This is a genomic window from Flavihumibacter solisilvae (assembly GCF_000814475.1).
In the GTDB taxonomy this organism is placed as follows: Bacteria; Bacteroidota; Bacteroidia; order Chitinophagales; family Chitinophagaceae; genus Flavihumibacter; species Flavihumibacter solisilvae.
In genome coordinates this window covers 1-2,468 of the sequence record NZ_JSVC01000046.1, presented here as the reverse complement: position 1 = coordinate 2,468, position 2,468 = coordinate 1, and the positions used below count along the sequence as shown (strand labels likewise).

General features: G+C 36.8%; 3 protein-coding genes. All 3 read left to right on the top strand.

All coding sequences use genetic code 11. The features are described from left to right. The first annotated feature begins 332 nt into the window (after nt 1-332). The 3 genes from OI18_RS23205 (at nt 333) to OI18_RS23195 (ending at nt 2,268) form a co-directional block, all read left to right on the top strand. Entirely contained in the window at nt 333-782 is a 450-nt protein-coding gene (locus OI18_RS23205; RefSeq protein WP_152616954.1) for a hypothetical protein, read from the top strand. 224 nt (nt 783-1,006) lie between these two features. Then, the gene (locus OI18_RS23200; protein WP_039144670.1) at nt 1,007-1,777 is read left to right on the top strand and encodes a hypothetical protein; all 771 of its coding nucleotides are present in this window, start codon (nt 1,007-1,009) and stop codon (nt 1,775-1,777) included. An 83-nt stretch (nt 1,778-1,860) separates the two neighbouring features. Continuing rightward, complete coding sequence (locus OI18_RS23195) at nt 1,861-2,268, top strand: DUF1428 domain-containing protein (protein WP_039144667.1); 408 nt, start codon at nt 1,861-1,863, stop codon at nt 2,266-2,268. Nucleotides 2,269-2,468 lie beyond the last annotated feature (200 nt).

Sequence of the window (2,468 nt, the reverse complement as noted above, 5' to 3'; positions counted from 1 at the left end):
TTACATACTGATTTCGTACAACATGGTATTGGCAACAGCGGGCGGCCAACTACCCGGCTATTGATTGTTCCAGCTGCCGCCTTCGCCAATACCTTAACGTTAGAGGTAATTTTTCGGACTCCTTATGCAATGACAGTTACCATTGCATCTTGACAGTAAATGTAATGACAAAGTATCTTACTCTTTTCCTTTCAATAATTTTTCTGTTGACAGACACTTATGGACAGAAGCTAGGCGATTATTACATTTCCATTTCTCTGGACAGCACGCAAGGTGGCAGACTGAAATTTCTTAGCGACACAACTGTAGAGCTAAGTAGCATACCACGACATATGAGCCCGTCAATCAAAATAATTCATCAGTACATAACCACTGATACGACTATTGAAATACTGCCGGATACGTTTGCTGAGCAAAACATTAATCCAACAGGATTATATCTAATGGATTATGCTCTTAAAAGCATACTAACCTTGACAAAATTTAATCGAGTCTTTATTGACTATAATAAATCGAATATCTATGTAAGACAGCGAGATTTTCCCAACAATCCAGACATTACCTATATTATCGACGGCAAGACTTTCAAACAAGACATGGGTGTTACCGATGGCTACGGATTAATAAAAAAGCATCCAAAGGCAAACAAAGCCCTTCAAAAGAAACTTAAAACGATTGACAAGGATAATTGCACTATCGAAATCGTTAGAGGTCTTGCAGCTTATAAAAGGTTCGGAATTGACAAATTTTACGGTGTTATTATCATCAAGACAAAGAAATAAAACTACCGCTAACATTGCATTGGCAATATGGTGGGGGCGACGAATATATTCTCAGCTTTTTATTCGCAATTCGACTTCAGCTCCAGCCGACTAGTAACGCTGAGCAATAGAATAAACAATGAGCTTTTGTATCTTTAGTCAGCAGCGAAACCGGGCTGGACGTTCAATGAATGCCGCCACATCGCCAATGCTTCAACGTTAGCGGTGATTTTATAGCATTTTCTATGTTACAGACAATTAAGGTTTACTTTAAACCAACACTCCTCTTTTTTTCAGCAAACGCTTTATCTTATCCTTTGCACGAAGTGTTTCATGCTCTGACGGCCTATTTTCTCAATGTAAATTCTACACTTTACCATTTTTATGTGGATATTGACCATACTAATACGTCGGATAACGACAATATATTAATTGCTGTTGCAGGACCTATTCTAAGCTTAGTTTTTGGTCTTATATTTTGGACGGCATACAAAAAAAGTAAAAATCCCACTTATAAATTGTTCATGTTTTATGCGGCCATTGCAGGCATTAGTATTTTTTTAGGTAATGTCTTTTCAACTGCCTTTGTAGGCGACTTTCATACAGCGGCTATATTAATGCGATCCCCTTTCTGGCTTCAGACTTTTGTTACTTTAACAGGATTGATTCTACTGTCAATATTTATGTATAGAATAGGAAAAGAAGTTTTATTTCTTTCTTTCAGTAACGTAACTACTTTTAGAGTAGTGATTTCAAGTTTTTTGCTTACTCCCTGGATTTTGGGAACACTACTTCTAATCCTTTGTTTTTTACCACTTCCAAACTATTTTATTACAGGAATGATTTCGAGTTCAATTTTCTGGATAATACCGGTAGTTTCTACTGTTATCAATAGGAGAAAAATTAAAGCTGTTGAGTGTATATTGCCAACCCTCAATTATATTGACATTATTTTAGTTCTATTTTCAGTTCTTGTTGTAAGAAGTTTGATTTCAGGGGTCAGATTTGCACACTAAAAACCACTTAATTTGTTGATAAATGTCTACCACTAACATCAAAATGGTCTGGCATTGCGTGCAAGCTTAAAATTAACACAGAAATGGAAAATTATATAGACGGATTTGTGCTTCCTGTTCCACGAATTTACTTGAACGAATACAAGAGTGTGGTTGAAAAAGTAGCTGAAATTTGGAAAGAATATGGAGCACTTGCCTACTTTGAATATATCGGAGAAGATTTAAAATTGGAAGGTACACGTTCTTTCATCGAATTAGTGAATTTGAAAGAAGATGAATTAATTGTATTTGGATGGGTTGTTTTCCCTTCCAAAGAGATTCGTGATAGGGCTAACAGGCAAGTTCCCATTGATTCAAGAATGTCGGAATTAGTTGCCCCATTAACCAACCCGAAAAGATTAATTTTTGATGCAGAAAGAATGGTATACGGAGGATTTCAACCACTCGTTCAGTCCGGCTTTCTGGACAGAATGGGAAAATCTGAAAAATAACTGGACATAAAAACGTGTCTACCCGGACCACCTCCCGTTAAAGACGTTCAAGATATCCTAATTATTAAAACTGAAAATAAGAACAGTATTGTCGACGCCTATCAATACACCCTTGAATGGACAGAGCCACCGCTTCAGTATGTTGGAGTGAAGAAAAACGGTAAGTGTCGGCAATACAAAAAAACTTGCGGACATGGTGT

Coding starts and splice junctions, on each gene's coding strand:
- OI18_RS23195 (WP_039144667.1), top strand. CDS start 1,861: ATGGAAAATTATATAGACGGATTTGTGCTTCCTGTTCCACGAATTTAC.
- OI18_RS23205 (WP_152616954.1), top strand. CDS start 333: ATGAGCCCGTCAATCAAAATAATTCATCAGTACATAACCACTGATACG.
- OI18_RS23200 (WP_039144670.1), top strand. CDS start 1,007: ATGTTACAGACAATTAAGGTTTACTTTAAACCAACACTCCTCTTTTTT.